Below are 23,921 nucleotides of genomic sequence, written 5' to 3' on the forward strand. Positions count from 1 at the left end.
GTGAGTAAAGGTGCAGCCTAGCGCAATCGGCGCGCGATTTCCTCCCCCGGTGTGCACGTGCCTTGGCCGGGCACCTGGTATTTGTGTCAGTTGTGCGCCTCGTACATTTTGCCTTTGAATCATTTCCAGCCCATTCCCCCGTTCAAACCTTTCGGGCTTCCTGGATTGGAGAAAACTTCATGACGAACAACTTGATTGTCCCCGGGACCCAATCGGGCTTGCAAACGATGATCGACCTGTTCAATGCCATAGTGGGAGGGCCGCCGGCATTCGGAGGATTTGCAGCCGGCACCCTGGCCCTGCGACGCATCTACATTCCAGGTTACATCACCCCGGTATACACCGAAGGCGCCCAGGTTGGCGTGAACAAGGGGATGGTCAATTCGGTGCGCGGAATGCAGGTATTCGTGCAGCCGTATCCGAACATGCTGGCGGGGGATCTGATCGAGGTGTTCTATGGCACCAGCAACATCGCGGCGGTGAAGGTCAGTGTCCGCGAGGAGCAGCTCGGCCAGAACATCGAAACCTACATCCCGGCCAAAAAGGTGCTGGAGGGCGTGCACGACCTCTACTACGTGATCACGCGTGCAGGCTCCACCAACAAGGAGTCTTCGCTGGTGCTCAAGGTACTGGCACGCCTCAAGTACCCCGGCGGAAACGACCCTGAACCCGATCGCGCCGGGCACTACAAGCTGCTGCCACCGTTTCTGACCAGCCCTCCAATCGGTGGCGTGGTGGGTGAAGAAGACATCAAGGACTTCCTTGATGGCGAGCTGTATGGCGTGGAAGTCACCGTACCGGCGTACCCGAACATGCGCGAGTACGACACCATTCGCCTGAGTTGGGGCGGCTCGATCGTCGAGTACATCGTGCAACCTGACGAGGTGGGCAACGACCTCGTCATCGAGGTGGATGCCGAGCTCATCTACGAGGCCGGCGACAGCGAAAAGCTGGTGCTTGTGTACTGGATCTGGGACGAAGTGTTCAATCCCGCAAGCGACTGGTCATTGCGCGGTTACATCGAGGTATCGATCGACCCCAACAAACTGTTGCCGCCCATCATCGTCAACCCAGACTCGCAAGCCGTGGAGGGCGACCCGATCGATGTGGCGCTGGTGGCGCAAGATGGCCTGGAAGTACAAGTGGCGGCGCTGTCGGTGTTCGGCTTCAAGGCAAGGGATGAGATTACCCTGTACTGGGTAGGCACCACGGCGCAAGGCCAGATCATTGCCCTGAATTACTCGCAAAAGTTGAGCAGCCCCCGGATATTGGTATTCAAGATTCCCTATGCCCACGTGCAGATGCTGGCGCGGGGTTTTGGCAGAACCTGGTTCACCAGAAAGCCTGATAAAAGCAACGTAGTACAGACCTCCCGGCGTGTGGGCGCAAACTTTATCGGCGCTGCCGTCAAGCTGCCAAGCCCGCAAGTGACCGAAGCGGTCGACGGCGTGCTGGAGGCCACACTGGCAACGGCGACCGTGGTGGTACCGGCAGCGGCCCAGCTGGAGAAGGACGACTTCATCGAGATCACCTGGCGAGGCACCGGTTCCGATGGCAGCACGTTGCTCTACAAGGACGCCAAAACGGTCACCAGCGCCAGCGCAGGAAAAGACATCTCGTTTGCCGTGAACGGGCCGCAGAACATTCAGCCGCTCAGCGGCGGTTCGCTCGAAGTCAGCTACACCGTAAGCCGGCAGGGCCTGGGGCGCCCTCTGGAATCACAGGCTCTCACGCTGCAAGTGGGCGTGGCGCAGTTGGAACTGCCGGCACCCCGTTGCCCGCAGGCACAAGACGGTGAACTGGATCCTGATGTCCTCGCCAGCGTCGATGTGATCATCGAGCCGTACACCGGAATGAAACTCGACCAGACCATCAGGGTGGTGTGGTCCGACGCGGGCGGTACCTTCTTCGACGATCTGATGAAGGTGACCAAGAACAATCTCGACAAGCAAGTGACGTTCACCTTCGAGCACGCCAAATGGAGCAACTACCTGACAGTGGCAGCCGATGTGTACTACCAGGTCATCGAAGACCGCCAGCCGACTCGCGTGTCTGCCATGCTTTCGTTGCGTCGCAAAGAGCGCCAGTTACTGCTGCCCGACCCGGTGGTGGAGGGCGCGGTCAATGGCACGCTGCGCCCTGTGGGCGATGCAGTGGTCACGATCCCAGCCGAGGCCCAGCTCAAACTTGGCGATGAAGTGGAACTGCTCTGGGATGGCGATGCCCCCCAAGGCTCGACGAGCGTCACCCTGTACATACTGGAAGATCAGACACGTGAGCTTAAGCAGTCTATCGATGCACGGTTCGTACTGGCCAACATCGATGCCAATGTACGGGTCAAGTACGTGGTGTACCGCTTCGATGGCCGCGAGCAGACGTCCGGCACCGTCACGCTGCGGGTACAGCGTGCGGCGCTGCCGCTGCCGATATTCGTGCAGGCGACCGCCAACAACCAGCTGAACCCGGACGATGTACGCAATGGTGCAACGTATCGGATCGACACCGTGGCCAGATTGCTGCGCGGTGACAGGGTGACCGTACGGGTGTACAGCGAGCTGCCGGCAGGCAACTTCAACCGCACGATCGTGGTAACGGCGGGCGACGAGGGCAAGGCCCTCGACGTGTCGGTACCCTATGCCACGATCAACGCCAGCAATCGCACCACGATCAAGCTCGAATACACGCTGCAGCGTAGCAGCGGCGGCCCGGAGGAACGCTCGCCGTCCAACAGCTATTTCGTAAACCGTGTGATAGGCAGCGGCAACCTGCGTATTTTCGGCGCCCGCTACGGCGCGAGCACCTACCGCGCCTCCAGTACCTCGCGAATTCTGAGCGCATTCAATGCGCAAAGCCTGCAGCCGATCCTCGCCGAATGGCGTTACCTGGACGAGCCCACCTGGACCGCAGGCACTACCTGGATGGACAAGCAGCCCTGGAAGGCGCTGCGCGTGCGCACGCAAACCGATGAGGTGCAGCTCAACCCGGCCAACATCATCGGCAACGGAATCGACGCCGCGGTCAATGGCAGTGCAGCGTTTGTCGCCCTGCGCAACGAACGCTCAGGGGGGGAGCGCGATATCGTCGGCTGGGGCAGTATTGCCTACGGGGCAGCTATTCCGCCGACATTGCAGACCCGCGACGACATCGCTGAAGTCAGTTGCACGCGCAGCGCGTATGCCGCACGCATGACCAATGGCACTGTGCAGTGCTGGGGCCAGGCGGGCGAGGGCGGTTCCATGCCTAAAGGTGAAACCGGAAATTTCGTCGAAGTGCGCAGCAATGCCAGGGCGTTTGTCGGACGCAAAGCCGACGGCCGCCTCATTGCCTGGGGTGTGGGGCCCGAGGGCGCGACCATTCCGCCGGGGATCCTCAACCTGACGGATTTCACCGCTGTCTACGGTGCCGGCAGCGCTTTTGCAGCGCAGCGTGCCGACGGTTCGCTGGTAGCCTGGGGCAGTGCCGCCAACGGCGGCAGCTTGCCCAACGATATCGCCGACCTCAAGGACATCTACTACGTCAAGGGCAACTTTGCCGCCTTTGCCGCACGGCGCACCAACAATCGTGTCGTTGCCTGGGGCAATGCCGGATATGGCGGCACGGTACCGGATGCAATCGCCCAGTTGACCGATATCGTCACCCTTGAGGGGGCTACGGCCCAGGCATTCAGCGCCTTGCGTGCCACCGGCCAGGTAGTGGCCTGGGGGGCTGGCAGCCATGGCGGCTCGGTGCCGCAAGAAATTGCAGGTCTGACTGACATCGTGGAGGTCACCAGCACCTGGCATGCCTTCTGTGCCCGGCGCAGGAACGGTTCGGTGGTGGCCTGGGGCAACGCGAACAACGGCGGCAACGTGCCACAGCCTGTGGCCAACCTGCGCAATGTCATTCAGGTCACCGGCAGCGCATGGGCGTTCGCCGCCCTGTGCAGCGACGGCACCGTGGCGGTCTGGGGGCGTTCTGAAGCCGGCGGCGATATCAGCCGGGTGTCCGACCAACTGAAACATGTGCGTGCGGTGTACGCCAACTCCAACGGCTTCGCCGCATTGACGTCAGACGGGCGCGTGGTGACGTGGGGCCAACCGCAGGGCGGTGGCGACAGTGCGGCGGTGCAGGCGGCGCTGCGCAACAAGGTGACCACCGGCCACCGGGTAGATGTCAATGCCGAGGCCGACGGCGAATGGGCTGGCGCGCCAGGCGCCTGAGGCCTTTGAGCGATATGACCCTGCAATCGGCGCTGCCTGGCGCCGGTTGCCTACCTGCGGGAGTTTGACGACATGACCGACTACACCGTGCCAAAGATGAACGACGTCAGCGAAGGGGCACTCGACCTCGGTACAGTGGGTGAATTCACCCGTGCAGAGGTACAAAGAAGTGCCAGCTGGCACAACAAAGTGCTGAAGCTGTTTGTGCTCGACGAGCAGAACAAGGTGCTCTACGACGAGGTAAGGCCCACCCCGAACAACGACCGACTGGCGGTGTGGGAAAATATTGCGAAAAGCATATTGCTTGGCCGTGAGGGCCAACAACTGCGCGTGTATTACGAGGTCGACGGGGTGAAGTCGCAGGTACTGACATTCACCATCAAGGCGAACTTCGCTGCGCCCCTGACAGTCGACCTCAGCGGCCGCAACTACATCGTGTTCCGCACCGCCGCCGAGGAGCCCAGCCCGCCGCCAGAAGTGCCCGACTACGCACAGTTCACCCGCACCACCGCACAGGCCGTCAACTACGAAAGCAGCGACACCAAGGTTGCCCGTGTCGACAGCAGCGGCAAGGTCAGCCTGCTGGGCAATGCAGAGGATCCGCCGGTCACCATTACCGCACTGGACGCTGCCGGTGCCTCGGTCGGCAGCTACACACTGACGGTCCGAGGGGTCAGGGGGTTGTACCTGTTGAGCTACGACCACGAGCTGCAGGCCCCAGGCGCCGCACTAGCCGCCACCAGCTATGGCCTGGACGTGCCGACAGCCGACGACTTCAGTCGCTTCAGCGCTGTGTACGCGGCGGCAAAAGACGACCTCGCGGGCTATCTGAACGCGCAGAACCTGGGCCTGCCGGACATGACGGAAAAAGGCTTTCTGGGTGTTGTTACTGATACGAGCGGCTCGCCCACCTACCTGGACCTGGCAACGCTGCAGGTAAGCAGCGCCAGCCCAAGCCAGAAAGGCTACGCGATAGGCATCAGCCAGCCCCACTGACTCCATGGCAGGAGCAACCGTTGATGGACGCAATCAGACGTACCTATGCGGCACTGGTGTTATGCGTTTGCGCGAGCATGTTCAATGCGCATGCAGACACTACCCAACCTTCGGACCCAACCCTTCGCCTGCCCGAAGTGGCAGCCTTGCAGGGCGCCGAGCTGGACCCTGAAAAGGTACCGGCCACGGGGCTGAACATCACCGTCCAGGGGGTTGATAACGATAACGCGGTAGTACTGGCGTTCCAGACCACCTTGACGATCTACCTTGCCGATGCGCAAGGCCAGGCGATCACCACGATCAGTTGGCCGATCTCGGCGCGCAATGCCGGCAAACCCGTCACCTTGCCGATCGAAAAGCGCTATGTCGAGGCCAATGTCGGCAAGACCCTGCAGGTCTACTACACCGCGCAGGCGCCGCGCTCGGCGCCGCGCAGATCGGGCGTGGTCACCCTGCTGATCAAGGAAGGCTTCACTGCTGCACAGGCACTCAACCTGGCCAGCCGACGCTATGTCGTGTTCTTCGACGAGCACAACCTGGCCAGGACGCCACCGACCATCCCCGACTATGCCCGCTACACCCGTGCACAGCCAGGGGCCACCGCCTATCGCGTGGACAACACGGGCATTGCCAGGGTCGATCCCGATGGACAGGTCTCGGTATGGGGCAATGGCGACATCACCGTCACTGCGCAGAACGCGGCAGGGGCCAGTTCCAGCTACGTGCTCAGTGTGCGCGGCGTGCGTGAGCTGCGCCTGCTCAGCTCGGCATATCGATCCACCTGGGCACAGGCGCAGGCCAAGGCCCGCGACGAGGGCTACACCTTGCCGAGCGACGAGGATTTCGAGGCGCTGGCACGGCTCTACCCATCGCCGGCCAACAGCCTCGCCGAGGCACTGAACCTGGCTCCGTACCGGGTGTGGGGCAAAGGGTTGGGCGCACAGACGGCCGTGTACCTGGACCTCTACGACAACCTGGTCAGTTCCGAAGTCACGACAGAGTATGAGCTGGGCTACCCGGCCGGCATTCGTTGAACAGCGGCGCGCCATGGGAGGCGACCTGGATGAACGTTGCGAGCAAACTGATTTGTGGCATCGCATTGTGCGTTTTGCTGGGCAGCGCCCATGCCGTCGGGAGCCCGCAGGTAGCGATGCAGTTGAATGCGCGCTACAGCAGCACACCGGCACAGTGCGTAGGACGCGCACCGGCCTTTGCCTGCAGCGGCGTGTTGCTGCGCGCAGTGCCAGCCAGTGACGTCGAAACGTTCTGGAAGAAAGACGATGCCGCGCAACTGGTTTTTCTGCGCAAGGACCGCGCCCTTGACGGGCTGGCAGCACCTTCGGGGTTCGTGCTGTTCGACCGGCTGACGGCCGTGGGCCTGGGCAAGCCGTATCAGGCCGACAGCAGTGCCGGTGGCGTGGTGGTCAGTACCTGGAATGCCCAGGTGCCCGCGCAATTGCCCATCCAGGCCATCTTCTACGACGTCACCCGGGCCGGTGCCCTGGCGGCAGCCCAACGCAGCCAGCGCGCCTACTTCGACGCCACGGCCCAGTGGTTGCCTGTGGTGCGCCTGCACCTGGGCGATGGCAATGGTCTGGTGTTCGGTTTCAGCCAGCAGGACCAACTGGACAATGGCTACAGGGTCACCCGGCGCCTCAACCAGCGTTACGCCGACACCCGGCCTGGCTGTATCAGCGGCCGCTCCGGGTTCGATTGCAACGGGGTGCTGTTGCGCTCGACAGGCACGGGCAACTTCAAGGCCTGGAATCCGGCCCCCCGTGCGCTGAAGAACGGCGGCGTGTCCTTCAGCTACCTGCGCAGTGACATGGCCATCAAGGTGGTGGTGTGGCCGCAAGGCTATCTGATTCGCGAAACCGCCGCCCCTGTAGTACACACTCTGCCTGCCGCATGCCTGTACGTCGCCGACGGCGCCACGCACGATGCGGTATCAACCAACACCTGCACCTTTCGTGGCTGGTGCGACGAAAAACAACCGCCGGTGAACAGCGTCGCCACCTGGTCCGCCTCCACTGCTGGGAATCGGTTCAGAAGCTGTGCGTTCCGCGCCGACGCCACGGCCTTGCAACTGATGGTCGAGATTCGCCAGAAAGTCCCGGGGCTAACCGGTTGGAATGAAATCATGGTCCCTACCTGGCCGCAGGACATTGCAGCGCAATTGCCGATCGAAGCGTTCTTCTTCAGCGCCACTGCGCATTACCTGGGGCAGGTGGGGGGTACCAACGGCCTGGCCGGGGGGCAGTCGTTCCAGCAGGACTACTTCAAGGAGACCAGCCGCTGGCTACCGCTGGTCAAACTGGACGTGCAGGCCGCCAATCGGCAGCCCTTCACCTATGACCCCGCTGTGCAGCAGCTCAAATGAGGCGCGCACACATGGGCATCTTGAGACTGTGCGGTGTGCTGGCACTGTGCGCCTGCCTTGCGCCGGTGCACGCGCAGGAAGGCACCCGCACGGCGCAGTGGCTCAATGCACGCTTCACCAGCACGCCCGAACAGTGCGTGGGCAGAAGTCCTGCCTTCGCCTGCAGCGGCGTACTGGTGCGCAGCGTACCGCAGAGTGCGAACGCAGATTTCTGGGCGCTCAAGGACGTTGCCGGCAGCGACCTGCGCTTTGTCTTCCTGCGCAACGACCGCAGCATGGCGGGCCTGGCGCTCGGGTGCGGCTACCTGCTGTTCGATGGTCTGAGCGCAGCAGCGCTTGGCAAGGCTTTTCAGGCTGTGCAAGACCCGGTATCGCCCGGGGCGGTCCTGGTGTCTGGCTGGCAGGCACAGGCGCCGGCGCAGCTTGCCATCCAGGCACTGTTCCATGACAGCGCGCAGGCCGGGGGCCTGCGCTGCGCTCAGCGCAATCAGTTGGCCTATTACCAGGCCACCGGCCTCTGGCTGCCGATCCTGCGGATTGCGCCTGGCGATCCGCAGGCACAGGTGTTCGGCTTCGCGCAGCAAGAGCAGCTCTACAATGGCAGGCGCGTGGCCGAGCGCCTTGAGCACCGCTATCGGGATGCATTGGGCGGATGCCGCGACGGGCAGGCAGCCGCCTACTGTCGCGGGGTGCTGATCCGTGCAGTGAATGGCGCCTCCGGTTTTCACGCATGGAACCCCAGCAGCAACTCCGTGACACGCAACGGCGTGTCGTTCTCCTACATACGTAGCGATGTCGGTACGCAGCGCCTGGCCGGTACCGAAGGGCTCATCTACCGCGAGCTTGCAGCACCCGCACGCCATACACTGGTAATGCGCTGTGCCTACCCGGCCAATGCCAGTAGCAGTGTCATCCCCAACAGCTGCCGGGCCAGCTGCGCCTCGCAGAACATCAACAGTGTCAGCGCCTGGCGCAGCCGCTATGGCGCCAACCCCTTCAGCAGTTGCGCCTTCGACCCCAGTGCTGCGGCCTTCGAGTTGAGTATCGAAGTGCGTGCCCATGGCGGCGCCTGGAACGAAATCATCATCGCGTCCTGGCCGCAGAACATCGGCCCGCAGCTCACACTCGAGGCTGCATTCCTTATCCGTGGCAGTGGCGGGCTGAACGGTGCCCGGTACATCCAGCGCGATTACTACCAACAGGCCGGCAAGGTCATTCCTGTGCTACGGGTCGATCTGACGGCGGCCAACGGCCAGGTGTTCACCTTCGACCCCCTGGACCAGAACCTGTGACAACGCAAGGCATAGGGCATGGAGGTAACCAGGGGGCTTCACTGCGACCGACAAGCGCCGCAGCACGGTGAGCTACGGAGTGAAGGTGAGCAATCGTACCTGAAACCCTCTGCTGGCACTGCCTTCTCGGGGCGGGCGAGTACGAACCAGGCTATCCAAGCCGGTATCCACTGATCGCAGCCACGCTGCCAAGGAGTCGACGATGAGGAACCTGATGCGTTCACTGTGCCTGGGCTGCACCTTGTGCCTTGTACAGAGTGCAGCGTACGCCCTTGGGGGTGCACAAACCGCCGCGCTGCTGAATGCGCGCTACGCCAGTACCGCGTCCCAGTGCGTGGGGCGCGCACCTGCCTTTGCCTGCAGCGGCATCGTGCTGCGCACGCTGATGCCCAACCAGGCCGAGAAGTTCTGGGTGCCTGACGCCGCCGAAGGCACCGACATGCGCTTCATCTTTGTGGGCAAAGACCATGTGCCGACGACATTGGGCTCGGGCGCGGGGTTCTTGCTGTTTGATCGCTTTACGGCGCTGGCCCACGGCAAGCCGTACCAGGCCACCCAGCCAGCGGCCAACCTGGGCGAGGTGGTGGTGAACGGCTGGAATGCGCAGGCGCCGGGGCAACTCGCGATCCAGGGCGTGTTCTATGACCCCGGGCAAGCCGGCAGTCTGTTGCGCGCCCAGAGCAGCCAGCGCGATTACTTCCAGGCCACCGGTACATGGCTGCCGCTACTGCGCTTGCAGCTTGGCGAACCGCAGGGGCAGGTCTTCGGTTTCAGTCAGCAAGACCAACTGGACAATGGCTACCGGGTGGCGGCACGGCTCAACACACGCTACCTCGACACCGGCAATGGCGACGACACCTGCCGGGGCAATCGGGGCGCCTTCTACTGCCGTGGTGTACTGCTGCGCACGACCGATGTCGGCAACTTCCGTGCGTGGAACCCGAGCTCCAATTCGGTACGCGGCAATGGCGTGTCCTTCAGTTATTTTCGCGCCGACAGCAAGGTGCTGCGTACCTACAAGGCGCAGGGGCTGGTGATACGTGAAGAAGCGGCACCGGCGACCAGACCCTTGTCTCTACGGTGCGTGTACCCCTTCGATGGTAGCACTGGCGGGCGGGCCGATATGTGCGACTTCCGGCTTTCTTGCGCCTCAGCGGGGATCGATTCGGCAGCGGCATGGTTGGCGCGCTTCCGTGGCAGCCCATACTCAGGTTGTTGGTTCTCCCCGGCGGCGCAACAATTTCGGGTGGCCAACGAGATCCGCCAACAGCTCAACGATGGCCTTGGCTGGAATGAAATGGTTGTAGCGGCCTGGCCCGCCGGTGCGCCGCTTGGATTGCCGCTTGAGGCGCTGCTCTACAGCAGGGCCAGTTACTTTGCGGGCGATGGCCTGGCAGGTGGCAAGCGGTTCCAGACCGACTACTTCGCCGATACGGGCCGTACCTTGCCGTTGCTTCAGTTGCGCCCGATGCCCACAGATGGACGCCTATTCATCTACGACCCGAACGATCAGGCCCTTCGGTAATCGACGCGACAGCGGCCAACCCACTGCCCCTGGGCAAGCTGGAACGGCAGGACCAGAACGTCTGACCTGCCTGCCCCTTAACATTCTGCCTATGTGAGGGGCGCCGAGGCGCCCTCGTCGGGGCGACAGGTGTCTACCCGCGTTGGCTAGTGGCCGCTTCGCTCAACAAGGCTTCTGTGGCCCCCCAGCCCAGGCAGCCATCGGTGATCGATACACCGTAGCGCAGGGGGGCCTTGCCCAGTGCCTGGCAACCCTCGAACAAATGGCTTTCGAGCATCATGCCGATGATCGAGCGGTCACCCTGCAAGCGTTGCTGCAGCACCTGATTGAACACTTGAGGTTGGCGCAGTGGGTCCTTGCCGCTGTTGGCATGGCTGCAGTCCACCATCAGACGTGGGCGGATGCCGGCCTTGTGCAGGCCCTGGCGCGCCTGCTCCAGGCTGGCGGCATCGTAGTTGGGGCCCTGGTGGCCGCCGCGCAGCACCAGGTGGGTGTCGGGATTGCCGAGGGTCTCGACGATCGCCGGATGCCCCTGGGCATCCAGCCCGAAGTGGCGGTGGGCATGCGCGGCACTGCGGATGGCGTCGCAGGCGATGCCCACGCCGCCGTCGGTGCCATTCTTGAATCCGACCGGGAGCCCCAGGCCGCTGACCATCTCGCGGTGAATCTGCGATTCGGTGGTGCGTGCCCCGATGGCCGCCCAGCTCAGCAGGTCATCGAAGTAGCCTGCTGCCATCGGCTGCAGCAGTTCGGTAGCCACCGGCAGGCCCCGTTCGAGCATGCCCAGCATCAGCTGGCGAGACAGTGCAAGGCCACCCTGCATGTCATCGCTGCCATCCAGGTGCGGGTCGTATGCCAGGCCTTTCCAGCCCACCGTGGTGCGGGGCTTTTCGACATAGGCACGCATCACCAGCAACAACTGGTCATCAACCTGGCGGGAGAGGGCAGCCAGGCGTTCGGCGTATTCAAGGGCGGCGTGGGGGTCGTGCAGCGAGCAGGGGCCGACAATCACCAGCAGGCGATCATCCTCGCCGTCGAGAATCGCCTTCACCGCCTGGCGATGGCGCTCGACCTGGCCGCCAAGGGCGCTGGACAAGGGCAGTTGCTGCTTGAGCTGAAACGGGCTGGGCAGGCGCAGGTTGAGGCTACTGTTGGCTGCGACAGCCTGGGGTTGGGACAGGTTCAGGGCTTGGGTGGACGCTTGCATGGTCGGGTTTCCTTGGGCGGAAGGCGGGTTCGGTCCCGCGCCTTCGGCCCTAGCGAGATGTTCGATTTCGTGTCGGTGTTTGCGTGCCACCTGTACTGGACCGGTCGGAGGCGGCTGGCTGGCCCGAACGGCAGTGGCTAAATCGCCAGGCAAGGCTTTGGTAACGGTAATAGGTGCTGTGGTTCATGCTGCAATCCTCATCGATGTCGGTGGTGTACGGCGCCCAAAACAAAACCCCCGGTGGGCAGGGCCGACCGGGGGTTGAGTATTCTCGTGTTCGGCGGCCCTGGGAGTGGGCGCCGGTGTGGGTATCAGCGGCGCCTGTGGCTAAACCAATACCCAAAATAAAAGCCGCTGGCAGACAGTGCCGCGCACGCAGGCACAGCCGCCAGGTGCGATACGCGACCTGTGTGCAGTGCTTGAGTGAGGGAAATAGACGACATGCTGTGCTCCAGTTGATTGCCCGAGCTTACTTCAGGCGCGCAACTGGATGCAACTGGCAAATGGCGTTAGGCTTGCGCCCGATTGCTGGCACCGGAGCGTTGTCAGCGCACGCCGCACAGACGTGCATACCACCACATGGAGTCTCCCGATGCATGTGAACGACTACACATCGGCCATTACCACCCGCACCACCGGTGCAAGCCCCCTCCCTACCAGCCTTGGCATCAACCATGGCAACAGCAGCAGCGCCAGGGCCCTGAATGCCTACGCCGGGCAGGACACCAGCAGTGTCTCCAACCTGGCCCGTCAACTGGCCGCAAGTGCCACCCGTGCCAGCGAGCGCGATACCGGCCTGAGCCATTCGGCACTCGGTGCGTTGGCCAGGTCGCTGCTCGACAAGATTACCGGCGCTGCGTATTCGGCCAACAAGGCCGCCCACGACAAGGAAGTACCGGCCACCGATGACCCCGAGCTGCTGGCCCGGGCCGAACAGGCCACTGCGTTCGTGAACGCGACGCTGACCGTGGGCAGCAAGACCGTTGAAAACCCGTTCGCCGGCCTGTCGCGCGAGCAGCTGGCGCTGATCACCTACGATGACAGCGGCACCTTCACGGTCAACGAACGGCGCGCCGCGTTCGAGGAGTCCACCCGCCAGGAGCAGGCATGGCGTCGCGAGGTCAGCGACAAGGCGCAACAGGAATACAACACCACCGGCCGCATGACGGACTTCTTCAAGCAAGTGCAGGCTCACTACAACAGCCTGCCGGCAATCGAGAAGGCTCAGTATCCGGCTGACTATGCGGCGCAGGTGCAACAGCACATCGATGCCGACATCAACTACAAGGCGCAGAACGCCAAGGACATGATCGTTCCCATGACCCTGGCCGAAACCCTGTTGTCGATGGGGCCGGTGGGCAGCGGCAAGACCCTCGCGCTGCCCGGCGCCGGCTGATCAGCGCCGCAGATAGGCGGTAAAGTCGATATCGCCGGCACTGAGAATCGCCTGCACCCGATTGTGCACGTTGAGCTTGCGCAGAATCGCCGAGACATGGGCCTTGACCGTGGTCTCGGCGATATCCAGGTTGTAGGCGATCTGCTTGTTCGACTCCCCCTTGGTCATGCGCTCGAGCACCAGCAACTGCTTGCGGGTGAGCGCCTGCAGCAGCTCCGGGGCAAAGCCTGCATGCTCGCTCTGGTTGCGCCGGCCGGTGCTTTTTTGCGTGCGGATGATGTCGGGCGGCAGGTACACGTTGCCGTTGAGGATCTGCTCGATGGCATCGGTCATCTGCGAGCGCGGCGACGACTTGGTGATGAACCCCACCGCGCCATAGGTGATTGCCTGCAGCACCACCTGCTTGTCCTGCTCGGCCGAGACGATCACCACCGGGATCGTCGGCGCCTCGTTGCGCAGGTTGATCAGCCCGCCAAGGCCATGCATGCCGGGCATGTTCAGGTCCAGCAGGATCAGGTCCAGGTCGTCATGCTGGCCGGTCAGGCTCAGGGCGCTGTCCAGGTCGGCGGTTTCCATGACCTCGCTGCCAGGGAAGCCGTCAGTGATGACGTTGTGGATCGCTTCGCGAAACAGCGGGTGGTCGTCGGCGATCAGAATCTTGTACATGGCTTTGCACCTTATTGTTGTGGTTGACCGCTAGGCAGACAGTAGTCAGGGGAACGCTTCGGGTGTCGCGGGGTGTACCGGCAGCCCGGCATTCTCCCAGGCATCCAGGCCATCACGGTACCAGTACAGCCGCGTGTAGCCCAGTGCATCGGCGCGCTTGACCGCATTCCAGCTCAGCCAGCAATCGGAGCGACAGTAGAAGACGACGGCGCGCTGCTTGTCGCCATGGCTCAGGCGTTGCAGGTGGCGGCTGAAATAGCGGGCCCAGGCGTCGTCCAGCTGGCCATCGCCGGTGTTGGCCAGCCAGTGGCTGTGGGGGAGGTTGGCATGCGGCTCGCTGTCGATGAACCGGCCATGCAGCCAGGGGCGCTTGTACACGTCGATCAGCAACGGCGGGGGCTGCTGTTGCAGCAGAGCCTGCAGCTGCGCGGTATCGAGGGTCTGCGCCGGCGGCGCCTTATCGGGGGTAGGGCTGCGGTACAGGGTGGCGCGGTAGCCGTCGGCAGTGAACAGCGCCGTGTCGGCGCTGGCGGGCAGCGCCAGGGTCAGGCAGGCAGAAGCGAACAAGGCACGCAGCAGCATGGTCGGCAGTCTCGTTTTTGTTATGCCTGGTATTACAGGCCAGTACTGGCGCTTTGTGAATGCGACCATCGACAGCGCGGGCAGTACCAAAGTAGTAGCGGCCGTGCTCGCCAGCGGCTCTAGCATGGGGTATAGCCACTACAGGAGTACTGCGCGATGGGCATCTTGCTGGTCGACGACCACCCGATGATCCGCCTGGGCCTGGCCCACTTTCTGGGCGAAGGGCTCAATGGCCTGCCAGTTCGCGAGGCCGGCAGCGGCGAGGACGCCCTGCAGCAGGTGCAGGAGGAACTGCCCGGCCTGGTGATCATGGACTTCGACCTGCCCGGCATCAGCGGCCTGGAAACCACCCGGCGCCTGCGTCAGCGCCTGCCGCAACTGCGCGTGCTGTTTTTCAGCGAACACACCGAGCTGGGCCTGGTTCGCCAGGCACTGGACGCGGGGGCCTGCGGGTTTCTGTCCAAGGCGGCAGCGCCGGCGGTGGTGCTTGAAGCCGTGCGCCGGGTACTGGCGGGGCATGCCTACATCGAGCAACCGCTGGCCACCCAGCTGGCCTGCCAGCCGCACCCGGGGCAGGGTGGCGGCAATGCTCGGCTGCAGGGGCTGACCCAGCGCGAGATCGAAATCTTCCTGATGCTGGCCAAGGGCACCCCAACCCGGTTGATAGCCCAGCAGCTGTGCATCAGCGCCAAGACCGTCTCCAACTACCTGACCTTGCTCAAGAGCAAGCTGCAGGTCAGCTCCCATGCCGAACTGGTGCACCTGGCAATCGAAGCCGGCCTGCTGCGTATAGCGGCGTAGGCTGTGTACGCAGGCACCTAGTCCCAGGTGCTCGGGCAACCCTGGCAGCCTTCCATGTTGCTGTCCTGGAAGTTGGCGTAGTGCTGGCGAGTGCCGCGCAGGTCGGCTTTCTCCAGGTTGCTTTCACCGAACTTGGCTTCCTGCAGGTTGGCATCGGCCAGGTTCGCACCCACAAGGTCGGCCCTGCTCAGCCAGGTCATTTCCAGGTCGGCGGCTTGCAGGTTGGTATTGTGCAGCTTGGCGCCGGACAGGCGGGCAAACTCCAGGTAGGCGGCGCTGAGGTTGGCACCATTGAAATTGGCGCCCTGGGCGTACATGCCCCAGGCCTGGACCGCGATCAGCGTGGCATCGGTGAAGTTGGCCACGCGCAGGTTGGTTTGCTGCAGGCTGGCACGGGTGAGGTTGGCGCCTTGCAGGTTGGCTTTCTCCAGGTTGGCCAGGTCGAGCTTGGCGTGACGCAGGTTGGCGCCACGCAGGTCGGCACCGGCCAGGTTCATCTTGCGCATGTCCTGGTTGTTCAGGTCGGCGTTCTGCAGGTTGGCGCCGGGGCACTGGCTTTCAGGCTGGATGATGCAGCCGTTGATCTTCAGCGGCTGTGGTTCCAGTTCGTCGTCGGCAGCAAAAGCCGGGGACAGGGCGACGGCGAGCACTAGGGGCAGATACTTCATGGGAATCTCCTTGGCAGTTTGAAAGCAGACGCGGGTCAAGCCCGCTCCCACAGGTTTGGTGATCCCTTGTGGTGGCGAACTTGACCCGCGAAAACGCTCAGATCAACGCTTGGCGGTCTTGGTATCCCAGGCCGGGATCTTGAACACCCAGAACGATCCACCCTGTGCCACCGGCTTGGTCAGCTCGGCCATGTCGCCACCCCACAGCGGTACTGCACCGCCGTAGCCGACGGTCACGCCGATGTACTGCTCGCCATCCTGTTCCCAGGTGATCGGTGGCGAAACGATGCCGCTGCCGGTCTGGAATTTCCACAGCTCTTCGCCGGTCTTGGCGTTGAAGGCCTTGAAGTAGCCGTCGCCGGTACCGGTGAACACCAGGTTGCCCTTGGTGGCCAGCACGCCGGCCCACAGCGGCAGGCGCTCGTTGTGCTCCCACACCACCTTGCCGGTGGTCGGGTCCATCGCACGCAGCGAACCTACGTGGTCCTCGTACATGCGCTTGATGCGGAAGCCCATGCCCAGGTAGGCCGACCCTTTCTTGTAGTTGACCTCTTCGGTCCAGTATTCCTCTTTCCAATGGTTGGCCGGTACGTAGAACAGGCCGGTGTCCTGGCTGTAGGCCATCGGGTTCCAGTTCTTGCCGCCCAGGAACGGTGGCGAGACTTCCACCGGCTTGCCCTTGGTTTCGCCTGGCAATGGCTTGGCCGGGCGCTGGCCTTCGTTTTCGACCGGGCGACCGGTCTTGAGATCGATGTGGCTGGCCCAGGTGATGTTGTCCACGAACGGGAAGGCGTTTTTCAGCTTGCCGTTGGTGCGGTCCACCACATAGAAGAAGCCGTTGCGGTCAGCGTGCGCGGTGGCCTTGTACTGCTTGCCGTCCTTGTCCTTGTAGTCGAACAGCACCAGTTCGTTGTTGCCCGAGAAGTCCCAGGCATCGTTCGGGGTGTGCTGGTAGAACCACTTGACCTCACCGGTGGTCGGGTCGACGCCGACCTGGCCCGAGGTGTACAGGCTGTCGAAGTCGTGCGGGTTGCCGTCCTTGGAGGTACGTGCCCAGGTGTTCCACGGGCCAGGGTTGCCGGCGCCGACGATGATGGTGTTGGTTTCGGGGTCGAAGCTTGCGCTTTGCCATGGGGCGCCGCCACCGTGGCTCCAGGATTCGACCTTGCCGGTCTCGGTGGTCGGATCGTCCGGCCAGGACGGGGCCTTGACGTCGCCGGTAGGGGTGCTGTCCTTGCCGTTCAGGCGGCCCATGTGGCCTTCGACGAACGGACGCATCCACACTTCTTCACCGGTTTCCGGGTCGCGGGCATACAGCTGGCCGACCACGCCGAATTCGTCACCGGAGCTGCCGTGAATCAGCAGCACCTTGCCGCTCTTCTGATCCTTGATCAGGGTCGGGGCGCCGGTCATGGTGTAGCCGGCGCTGTGATCGCCGAATTTCTTGTTCCATACCACCTTGCCGGTGTCTTTGTTCAGCGCGATCACGCGGGCATCGAGGGTGCCGAAGTAGATCTTGTCGCCGAAGATGGCAGCGCCACGGTTGACCACGTCACAGCACGGACGAATGTTGTCCGGCAGGCGATGGTTGTAGGTCCACAGACGCTTGCCGGTCTTGGCATCCAGGGCGAACACCCGCGAATAGGAGCCGGTGACGTAGATCACGCCGTCGTTGATGATCGCCTGGGATTCCTGGCCGCGTTGCTTTTCGTCACCGAAGGAGTACGACCAGGCCGGGGTCAGCTTGAACACGTTCTTGTCGTTGACCATGGCCAGCGGGCTCCAGCGCTGGGCATTGGTGCCCATGCCGTACTGCAGCACGTTCTGGGTGTTGAGGTGGTCGTTGGCGATGTCTTCCCAGGTCACCGGCTTGGCGTTGGCCGCCGGTGCCAGGGCCAGGCTCGAGACCAGCAGGACGGCCTGCACAGCCATGGACAGTGGGGAAAGCGCGGTGGGTAACGATCTTATTGTCATAGTGGGTGTTCCCAATGGAGGTTTTGTGCCTGCCTAGACTGGATCGTCGCCGCCTGCGCAGATACGGAAAAACTCCCGCCCTGAGCGGGAAAATGTCCCAGTCGGCGCATGATTTGGCACTGCCCCACAAGCCCTACTACCAAGGGAGTAGCACGCGACCACCAAAGCAGCATGGGGGCGCTGGAGTGCGCTTTCTAAGATGCCCGGCAGCACCCCGGTATCGCGAGGTGCCTGCGTGCAAACCGTACAGACAAAGCAGTCGAGGGCAGAACAATGACAACAGTGAAAAACGCCTGGATGAGCGCCGTGCTGATGGCCGGCCTGATGAGTACCGGGGCGGTGTTCGCCCATGGCAACGTGACCCCGTCGGCGGTCAACACCGGCACCCTGGAAAAACTCGGTGACGAGTGGCGTGAAACCAACCCCTACCGCAACGGCCCCAACCATGACGAGGCAGTGTCCATCGGCGCCTCGGCCTACAACCAGAACTGCGCGGCCTGCCACGGCCTGGAAGCCAAGTCCGGTGGTATCGCCCCCGACCTGCGCCTGCTGGACGAGGGCGAGGCGGGCGATGAATGGTTCGTGGAGCGGGTACGCAACGGCGCGGTGCGTGACGGGCGCGTGTACATGCCCAAGATGGCCGACTATCTGAGCCAGGAAGCGTTGTGGGCGGTGCGTACCTACCTTGACAGCGTGCACATCGAGGAATAGGCCATGCGCCGGGTACCGTTGCTGTTGGCCGCGTTGCTGCTGGCCGGCCCGGCCTGTGCAATACAGCCGGGTGCCGATCCGGTGCCGTCGGTGATGTGGGAGTTCTATCGCAAACAGTGGCTCCAGGATGAGCCCTACGTCTTTGATGAGCGCGTGCGGGTGATTGCCCCGCCATTCGCCGAGGACGCCCGACAGGTGCCGTTGCAGGTCGATGCCCGGGCGTTGCCGGGCAAGGTGCAGCGCATACTCGTGTGGGCCGAACTCAACCCGATACCGCGGGTCGTCGATTTCCATCCCGGCCCGCAGGTTCTGCCGTGGCTGGCTGTGCGCATACGCATCGAGCAGGCCACCCCGCTGCGGGCGGCCGTGCTGACCGATGACGGTACCTGGCACATCGGTTCGAGCCTGATCGATGCCGCCGGCGGTGGCTGCACGGCGCCCAGCGTGGTACGCAGCCAGCCCGGCTGGGAAGAGCGTCTGGGCCAGGTACTGGGTGCACGCTACCCGCGCGAAGCCTTCAGCCGCGTGCGCCTGGACGTGTCGCACCCGATGGATAACGGCCTGACTGGCGGCATCCCCGAATTCTTCATCGAACACGCCGAGCTGTTCGATGCCCAGGGCCAGTCGCTGGCCACCCTCGAACTGTTTCCTGCCGTGAGCGAGAACCCCAGCCTGGGCTTCGACCTGCTCAACCAGGGGGCTACCCGCCTGGTGCTGCGTGACAACAACGGCAACCAGTTCGACGCTGCCATCGAGTGAGGACCGTGATGCGAGCACTGTTGCTGTTGCTGGCGTGTGTCAGCCTGCCGAGCCTGGCCGACCTGGACTATCACCTGGCGCCGCGCCAGATCGCGGCCGACACCTATGTGCTGGAGGGCAGCACCGAGCACTTCTCCCGAACCAACGGCGGCAACATCGTCAACACCGGTTTCATCGTCACCGAGGCTGGCGTGGTGGTGATCGACAGCGGTCCGTCGCTGCGCTATGGGCAGGCCTTGCGCAAAGCCATCGAAAGCGTCACCGACCAGCCGGTGGTGCAGGTGCTGCTGACCCATCACCACCCCGATCACGCACTGGGCAGCCAGGCCTTTGCCGGTGTGCCTGTCGGTGCACTGCCTGGCACCACGCAGTTGCTGGAGGAGCAGGGGGATGGCCTGGCCGAGAACATGTACCGCATGGTAGGTGACTGGATGCGTGGCACCCAGGTGCGCCTGCCCGACCAACAGGTGGCGGCGGGTGAGCGTGCGTTCGGTTCGCACCGGTTGCGGCTGCTGGCCTTGACCGGTCACAGCGGTGCCGACCTGGCGGTGTTCGATGAAAAGACCGGAGTGTTGTTTGCCGGCGATCTGTTGTTCTACCAGCGTGCGCTGACCACGCCCAACACCCCTGGCCTGGCGGTGTGGCTACAGGATCTGCAGCGGCTCGAGGCGCTGCCGTGGAAGGTGCTGGTGCCGGGGCACGGCCCGCTGGCCACGGACCGTGCGCCGTTTGCGCAGATGGTTGATTACCTGGGGTGGCTGGACAAGGTGATGCGTGAGAGTGCGGCGCAGGGGCTGGACATGACCGAGGTGATTGCCACGCCGATACCCCAGCGGTTTGCGGGCATAGCGTTGAGTCAGTACGAGCTCATTCGCAGCGTGAGCCATCTGTACCCGCAGTATGAGCGGCAGGTGCTCAAACGGGTGGATCGCTAGAAGGTCTGGGGCCGGGCCAACAAGGCTGACAGGCCATGGTGGCCCGGCATCACATCAAACCGCGCCTTTACAACGGATAGTGCTTCAACTCCCGCGCAATCAGCATGCGCTGAATCTCGCTCGAGCCCTCATAGATCTGCGTGATCCGCGCATCGCGGTAGTATCGCTCCACGGGGTAGTCTTCCAGGTAACCATACCCACCATGCACCTGGATGGCCTTGGAACACACCCGTTCGGCCATCTCCGAAGCAAACAGCTTGGCCTGCGAAGCCTCGCTCAAACACGGCTTGCCCGCACTGCGCAAACGCGCCGCATGCAGTATCAACAACCGCGCCGCATTGAGCTGTACCTGCATGTCGGCCAGCAGGTTGGCCACACTCTGGTGCTCGTTGATCGGCTTGCCGAACTGGATGCGGTCACGCGAATACACCAGCGCCGCCTCGAACGCCGCGCGCGCAATGCCCAGCGCCTGAGCCGCAATGCCGATACGCCCGCCCTCAAGGTTGGACAGCGCGATCGCCAGGCCCTTGCCACGCTCGCCCAGCAGGTTGGCTGCCGGCACACGGCAGTTGTTCAAGGTCACCGCACAGGTGTCGGAGGCGCGAATGCCCATCTTGTGTTCGCTGCGATCGACCACGAAACCTTCGTTGTCGGTCGGCACCAGAAACGCCGACAACCCTTTCTTGCCCAGCTCCGGGTCGGTCACCGCAAACACGATCGCCAGGCCCGCGCGCCGCGCATTGCTGACGAACTGCTTGGACCCGTTGATCACCCACTCGTCACCCACGCGCTCGGCACGGGTGCGCAGGTTGTGCGCCTCGGAGCCGGCCTGGGGTTCGGTAAGGCAGAAGCAGCCGATCACCTGGCCGGTGGCCAGACGCTCCAGCCAGGTCTGCTGCTGCAGCTCGCTACCATAGGCGAGCAGGGGGCCGCAGCCTACCGAGTTGTGGATGCTCATCAACGCCCCGGTGGCGCCATCGCCGGCGGCAATCTCTTCCACCGCCAGTGCATAGGCCACGTAGTCGGTGTAGCTGCCGCCCCATTGCTCGGGCACCACCATGCCCAGCAAGCCCAGCTCACCCATCCTGGCCACCACGCCATCGTCGATCCAGCCGGCCTTTTCCCAGGCCTGGGCATGCGGGGCGATCTCGTTACGGGCGAAGTCGCGCGCCATGTCGCGGATCATGATCTGTTCTTCAGTCAGTTCCAGGTCTTGCATGTGCGTACTCCGGCCCTCACAGGCCTTCGAAGAATTGATCCACCCGCGAGTGTGAAAGCTCGGCGACGGTGGCGGGGTTCCAGCGAGGCTGCTTGTCCTTGTCGATGATCAGCGCGCGTACACCTTCGATCAGGTCGCCGTGCTCGAACCATTGCCGGTCCAGGTGCAGCTCCATCGCAAAGCAGTCCTCCAGGCTCAGGTGGCGCCCGCGGCGCAGCATCTCCAAGGTCACCGCCATCGCCAGGGGCGAGCGCGTGGCCAGCAGGTCGGCGGTCTTGAGTGCCCATTCGTGGCTGTCGCCGACGGTCACGGCACGCAGTTGCTCGATGATGCTGGCCACATCGGGCAACGCGAAGAAGTGGTCGATGGCCGGGCGCAGCGCAGCCAGGGGAGGGTTGTCCAGGGTCTGGGTGCCCAGCCTGGCCAGCACGCCCTGCAGGTCCTTGAGCGGGTGCTCGCTCCACTTGAGCGTGTTCAGGCGTTCATCCAGGGTGCTCAGCCTGGCGCTGTCGACATGCCAGTCGGCCAACCCGCAGTACAGCGCGTCGGCCGCCTGGATCTGCACGCCGCTCACCCCCAGGTAGGTGCCCAGTTCGCCGGGGATGCGCGACAGGAAATAGCTGCCGCCCACGTCCGGAAAGTAGCCGATGCCGGTTTCGGGCATGGCCAGGCGGCTGCGCTCGGTGACCACACGCAGCTCCGCGCCCTGGGCCAGGCCCATGCCGCCGCCCAGGGTAAAGCCGTCCATCAGGGCAACGATGGGCTTGCGGTAGTGATGAATGCACAGGTCCAGCGCGTACTCCTCCACGAAGAAGTCGCGGTGCAGGCTGTCGCCTGCCTTGAAGCTGTCATGCAGCGAACGGATGTCGCCGCCGGCGCAGAAACCCTTGGGGCCTTCGCCACGCAGTACCACTGCGTGAACCTGCGGGTCGACGGCCCAGGCGTCGAGCTGCTGCTGCAGCTGACGCACCATCGGCAAGGTCAGGGCGTTGAGGCCGGCGGGGCGGTTGAGGGTCAGATGGCCTACATGGTTGCGTACAGTAGCCAGTACGTTGGTATCGACCGGGGAATGCGCTTGCGCGGTCATCGCTGTCTCCCTGCTTTGTTATTGATTTTCCACATGATTTGTCGCGCCGTGGAGATGAATTCAAGGATCGTCGGATCGTAACAGTGCAATTTTGCCCATTACAATCGACAAAACTGCAGTGCCTGTCTGCATTTTTGCATGGTGGTCTCGGCCATCCGGAGCGGGTGCTGGCACTTTAGCCTTGTGACACTGGCGGACACAGGATTAGTTCCCCGGTGCCTGGCACCTCGCGCCTCGCCAAAGCAGCAGCGCCTTGCCCCCAAGGCAGCGTAGGGCGCGCGGCGCCGCTTTTCGATAATCGCCTCCGACAACCGTCCACCCGTTTGCGGAGAGCGTCATGCACAACAATAAGAATGCCCATACACGTTTCCTGCCCTTGGTGGCGAGCCTTGCCGCGCTGGGCCTGACCCCGCTGGCCCAGGCCGAGATCATGCTGTACGACAAGGACGACACGACCTTTTCCACCGACGGCTACATCAACGCCTTCTACGTCAACAGCAAGGTCGACCGTGACGGCGAGCAGTTCGACCGTCGCCAGTCCCGGGTCAAGATGGGCTTTCTGCCCAACTACCTGGGTTTCAACATGACCCGTCAGATCGACGACCTCAAGCTGGGCGGGCGCGCTTCGTTCTGGGTCACCATCAACGACAGTGAAACCAACGGCACCGACACGGCCATCGACGTGCGTCAGTTCTACGGCACCGTGACCAATTCGGAGTGGGGCGAAGTACTGATCGGCAAGGACTTCGGCCTGTTCGCCCGTTCCAACATCCTGCTCGACGAGTTGCTGGCCGGCTATGGCCAGGTCAGTGACACCCTCGGCCTGGTGGACGGTGGCGGCGTATCGTTCGGCAACATCGGCACCGGCTACCCGTACCCGTTCCCCACTGCGCAGATCACCTACCGCACCCCGGTGATGGATGGCCTGCGCATCGCCGTGGGCATCATGGACCCGGTCGATACCAACGATGACAGCGCGGTGGGCAAGGCCTACCAGAAGAATCCGCGCACCGAGAGCGAGATCACCTACCAGTTCGACCTGGGGGGCGCCAAGATCTACAGCTGGATCAACGGTGGCTACCAGACCTCGGACAACACCGACCACAACGTCGACTCGGTGACCTCCAAGGGCCTGGGCTATGGCGTACAGGCCAAGATGGGCGCCTTCTCGCTGACCGGTTCCGGCTTCACCGCCAAGGGCATCAACCCGTTCTTCACCAACAACGCCGGGGAAGCCACCTTGCGCGAGGTCGACAGCAAGGGCTACCTGATGCAGGGCTCGTACAAGTTCGGCAAGAACCGCCTGGCGTTGTCGTACGGCAAGACCAAGGACGACGGCAACGGCGCGGTCAACACCGGCGCCGACTACGAGACCCGCGGCATCGCGCTGTTCCGCGACATCAATGCCAACCTCACCCTGGTAGCCGAATACAACCAGTTCGAAATCCGCGGGCATGAGGGCAGCAGCCAGAACGAAGACACCGATACGCTGGCCCTGGGTGCCGTGCTGACCTGGTAAACCGC

Annotated in this window: 19 protein-coding genes; 12 read left to right on the plus strand and 7 right to left on the minus strand. The window is 63.5% G+C overall.

Annotated elements, in window-relative coordinates:
* Nucleotides 1-62: 62 nt before the first annotated feature.
* The 6 genes from QMX96_RS01900 (at nt 63) to QMX96_RS01925 (ending at nt 10,392) form a co-directional block, all read left to right on the plus strand.
* On the plus strand, nt 63-4,199 hold the full coding sequence (locus tag QMX96_RS01900) for a hypothetical protein (RefSeq protein WP_282360901.1): 4,137 nt from the start codon (nt 63-65) through the stop codon (nt 4,197-4,199).
* A 72-nt stretch (nt 4,200-4,271) separates the two neighbouring features.
* Nucleotides 4,272-5,195: a hypothetical protein gene (locus tag QMX96_RS01905; protein ID WP_258658318.1), complete on the plus strand. Its 924-nt coding sequence runs from the start codon at nt 4,272-4,274 to the stop codon at nt 5,193-5,195.
* A gap of 23 nt (nt 5,196-5,218) precedes the next feature.
* The gene (locus QMX96_RS01910; protein ID WP_078480423.1) at nt 5,219-6,229 is read left to right on the plus strand and encodes a hypothetical protein; all 1,011 of its coding nucleotides are present in this window, start codon (nt 5,219-5,221) and stop codon (nt 6,227-6,229) included.
* A gap of 116 nt (nt 6,230-6,345) precedes the next feature.
* Complete coding sequence (locus QMX96_RS01915; RefSeq protein ID WP_104572442.1) at nt 6,346-7,575, plus strand: hypothetical protein; 1,230 nt, start codon at nt 6,346-6,348, stop codon at nt 7,573-7,575.
* An 11-nt stretch (nt 7,576-7,586) separates the two neighbouring features.
* Entirely contained in the window at nt 7,587-8,867 is a 1,281-nt protein-coding gene (locus tag QMX96_RS01920; protein ID WP_282360908.1) for a hypothetical protein, read from the plus strand.
* Between the two features lie 370 nt (nt 8,868-9,237).
* Entirely contained in the window at nt 9,238-10,392 is a 1,155-nt protein-coding gene (locus tag QMX96_RS01925; protein ID WP_282360910.1) for a hypothetical protein, read from the plus strand.
* 133 nt (nt 10,393-10,525) lie between these two features.
* On the opposite strand, the gene QMX96_RS01930 is transcribed toward QMX96_RS01925, so the two are convergent.
* The gene (locus tag QMX96_RS01930; protein ID WP_043860165.1) at nt 10,526-11,599 is read right to left on the minus strand and encodes a 3-deoxy-7-phosphoheptulonate synthase; all 1,074 of its coding nucleotides are present in this window, start codon (nt 11,597-11,599) and stop codon (nt 10,526-10,528) included.
* Between the two features lie 592 nt (nt 11,600-12,191).
* On the opposite strand from QMX96_RS01930, the gene QMX96_RS01935 reads away from it, so the two are divergent.
* Nucleotides 12,192-12,995, plus strand: a complete 804-nt coding sequence (locus QMX96_RS01935) for a hypothetical protein (protein WP_213607475.1) — start codon at nt 12,192-12,194, stop codon at nt 12,993-12,995.
* Here the strand turns inward: QMX96_RS01935 and QMX96_RS01940 are convergent, their stop codons facing one another.
* Both QMX96_RS01940 and QMX96_RS01945 read right to left on the minus strand, forming a co-directional pair.
* On the minus strand, nt 12,996-13,661 hold the full coding sequence (locus QMX96_RS01940) for a response regulator transcription factor (protein WP_043860164.1): 666 nt from the start codon (nt 13,659-13,661) through the stop codon (nt 12,996-12,998). It abuts the gene before it with no gap.
* Nucleotides 13,662-13,706: 45 nt separating this feature from the next.
* Nucleotides 13,707-14,243: a PQQ-dependent catabolism-associated CXXCW motif protein gene (locus QMX96_RS01945; protein WP_078480430.1), complete on the minus strand. Its 537-nt coding sequence runs from the start codon at nt 14,241-14,243 to the stop codon at nt 13,707-13,709.
* A 156-nt stretch (nt 14,244-14,399) separates the two neighbouring features.
* Here QMX96_RS01945 and QMX96_RS01950 point away from each other — a divergent pair, with 156 nt between their 5' ends.
* Nucleotides 14,400-15,044, plus strand: a complete 645-nt coding sequence (locus tag QMX96_RS01950; RefSeq protein ID WP_282360922.1) for a response regulator transcription factor — start codon at nt 14,400-14,402, stop codon at nt 15,042-15,044.
* 17 nt (nt 15,045-15,061) lie between these two features.
* On the opposite strand, the gene QMX96_RS01955 is transcribed toward QMX96_RS01950, so the two are convergent.
* Both QMX96_RS01955 and exaA read right to left on the minus strand, forming a co-directional pair.
* Nucleotides 15,062-15,712 (minus strand): pentapeptide repeat-containing protein, encoded by a 651-nt coding sequence (locus tag QMX96_RS01955; protein WP_043860161.1) that lies wholly within the window; start codon nt 15,710-15,712, stop codon nt 15,062-15,064.
* A gap of 102 nt (nt 15,713-15,814) precedes the next feature.
* Entirely contained in the window at nt 15,815-17,644 is a 1,830-nt protein-coding gene (gene exaA / locus QMX96_RS01960; RefSeq protein WP_231390602.1) for a quinoprotein ethanol dehydrogenase, read from the minus strand.
* Nucleotides 17,645-17,959: 315 nt separating this feature from the next.
* Between exaA and pedF the strand changes: the two genes are divergently transcribed.
* Genes pedF through QMX96_RS01975 form a run of 3 tightly spaced genes read left to right on the plus strand, consistent with a single transcriptional unit; the run spans nt 17,960 to nt 20,091 of the window.
* On the plus strand, nt 17,960-18,397 hold the full coding sequence (gene pedF / locus QMX96_RS01965) for a cytochrome c-550 PedF (protein WP_043860159.1): 438 nt from the start codon (nt 17,960-17,962) through the stop codon (nt 18,395-18,397).
* 3 nt (nt 18,398-18,400) lie between these two features.
* Nucleotides 18,401-19,156, plus strand: coding sequence for a quinoprotein dehydrogenase-associated SoxYZ-like carrier (locus QMX96_RS01970; RefSeq protein WP_043860158.1), 756 nt, complete (start codon nt 18,401-18,403; stop codon nt 19,154-19,156).
* A gap of 8 nt (nt 19,157-19,164) precedes the next feature.
* A complete protein-coding gene (locus tag QMX96_RS01975) occupies nt 19,165-20,091 on the plus strand; it encodes a quinoprotein relay system zinc metallohydrolase 1 (protein WP_258658266.1) in 927 nt (308 codons plus the stop codon).
* 67 nt (nt 20,092-20,158) lie between these two features.
* Here the strand turns inward: QMX96_RS01975 and QMX96_RS01980 are convergent, their stop codons facing one another.
* Nucleotides 20,159-21,310: an acyl-CoA dehydrogenase family protein gene (locus tag QMX96_RS01980; RefSeq protein ID WP_116054022.1), complete on the minus strand. Its 1,152-nt coding sequence runs from the start codon at nt 21,308-21,310 to the stop codon at nt 20,159-20,161.
* Nucleotides 21,311-21,326: 16 nt separating this feature from the next.
* The gene (locus tag QMX96_RS01985) at nt 21,327-22,397 is read right to left on the minus strand and encodes an enoyl-CoA hydratase/isomerase family protein (protein WP_258658254.1); all 1,071 of its coding nucleotides are present in this window, start codon (nt 22,395-22,397) and stop codon (nt 21,327-21,329) included.
* A gap of 337 nt (nt 22,398-22,734) precedes the next feature.
* Between QMX96_RS01985 and QMX96_RS01990 the strand changes: the two genes are divergently transcribed.
* A complete protein-coding gene (locus QMX96_RS01990) occupies nt 22,735-23,916 on the plus strand; it encodes a porin (protein WP_043860154.1) in 1,182 nt (393 codons plus the stop codon).
* The last annotated feature ends 5 nt before the right edge of the window (nt 23,917-23,921 follow it).

It is taken from the genome of Pseudomonas sp. PS01300, from assembly GCF_029960155.1.
In the GTDB taxonomy this organism is placed as follows: domain Bacteria; phylum Pseudomonadota; class Gammaproteobacteria; order Pseudomonadales; family Pseudomonadaceae; genus Aquipseudomonas; species Aquipseudomonas palmensis.

Excerpts from the sequence above, each read along its gene's own strand:
- QMX96_RS01985 (WP_258658254.1), bottom strand. The coding sequence starts at position 22,397 with ATGACCGCGCAAGCGCATTCCCCGGTCGATACCAACGTACTGGCTACT.
- QMX96_RS01910 (WP_078480423.1), top strand. The coding sequence starts at position 5,219 with ATGGACGCAATCAGACGTACCTATGCGGCACTGGTGTTATGCGTTTGC.
- QMX96_RS01975 (WP_258658266.1), top strand. The coding sequence starts at position 19,165 with ATGCGAGCACTGTTGCTGTTGCTGGCGTGTGTCAGCCTGCCGAGCCTG.
- QMX96_RS01905 (WP_258658318.1), top strand. The coding sequence starts at position 4,272 with ATGACCGACTACACCGTGCCAAAGATGAACGACGTCAGCGAAGGGGCA.
- QMX96_RS01970 (WP_043860158.1), top strand. The coding sequence starts at position 18,401 with ATGCGCCGGGTACCGTTGCTGTTGGCCGCGTTGCTGCTGGCCGGCCCG.
- QMX96_RS01955 (WP_043860161.1), bottom strand. The coding sequence starts at position 15,712 with ATGAAGTATCTGCCCCTAGTGCTCGCCGTCGCCCTGTCCCCGGCTTTT.
- pedF (WP_043860159.1), top strand. The coding sequence starts at position 17,960 with ATGACAACAGTGAAAAACGCCTGGATGAGCGCCGTGCTGATGGCCGGC.
- QMX96_RS01940 (WP_043860164.1), bottom strand. The coding sequence starts at position 13,661 with ATGTACAAGATTCTGATCGCCGACGACCACCCGCTGTTTCGCGAAGCG.
- QMX96_RS01945 (WP_078480430.1), bottom strand. The coding sequence starts at position 14,243 with ATGCTGCTGCGTGCCTTGTTCGCTTCTGCCTGCCTGACCCTGGCGCTG.
- QMX96_RS01920 (WP_282360908.1), top strand. The coding sequence starts at position 7,587 with ATGGGCATCTTGAGACTGTGCGGTGTGCTGGCACTGTGCGCCTGCCTT.
- QMX96_RS01930 (WP_043860165.1), bottom strand. The coding sequence starts at position 11,599 with ATGCAAGCGTCCACCCAAGCCCTGAACCTGTCCCAACCCCAGGCTGTC.
- QMX96_RS01935 (WP_213607475.1), top strand. The coding sequence starts at position 12,192 with ATGCATGTGAACGACTACACATCGGCCATTACCACCCGCACCACCGGT.
- QMX96_RS01915 (WP_104572442.1), top strand. The coding sequence starts at position 6,346 with ATGCAGTTGAATGCGCGCTACAGCAGCACACCGGCACAGTGCGTAGGA.
- QMX96_RS01990 (WP_043860154.1), top strand. The coding sequence starts at position 22,735 with ATGCACAACAATAAGAATGCCCATACACGTTTCCTGCCCTTGGTGGCG.
- exaA (WP_231390602.1), bottom strand. The coding sequence starts at position 17,644 with ATGGCTGTGCAGGCCGTCCTGCTGGTCTCGAGCCTGGCCCTGGCACCG.
- QMX96_RS01950 (WP_282360922.1), top strand. The coding sequence starts at position 14,400 with ATGGGCATCTTGCTGGTCGACGACCACCCGATGATCCGCCTGGGCCTG.
- QMX96_RS01980 (WP_116054022.1), bottom strand. The coding sequence starts at position 21,310 with ATGCAAGACCTGGAACTGACTGAAGAACAGATCATGATCCGCGACATG.